Source organism: Peribacillus sp. SIMBA_075 (assembly GCF_046534585.1).
This window is the reverse complement of sequence record NZ_JAWRYN010001240.1, coordinates 1-249: the sequence shown is the minus strand read 5'-3', so window position 1 is coordinate 249 and position 249 is coordinate 1. Positions and strand designations below refer to the sequence as shown.

Here is a 249-nt window from a genome sequence, read left to right as displayed (position 1 = left end):
CGCAGCCTTAAAACAAAAGTACGAGGGGCTGGAACGCTATATCCTGGTGAAAGATCTCGAACAGCCGAATGCAGCTTATGAAAATCAAATCACGGCACCGATCGACGATCTAAAAAAACAGGCAGAATTACTAAATGAAGGATATGTTGGAATCGGCTTCCAGATGGTCAAGGGCTTTCACGCGCTCCAATTTGCCAAACCTCTTAGTTGATCGGTAATTTTTTTAAAAAAGCGTCTTGAATTGTGGAA

1 pseudogene is annotated in these 249 nt (G+C 42.6%); it reads left to right on the top strand.

What is annotated here, in order from left to right:
- Positions 1–211: pseudogene (locus SB775_RS32285) on the top strand (hypothetical protein); the annotation flags it as partial.
- Between the last annotated feature and the right edge of the window lie 38 nt (positions 212–249).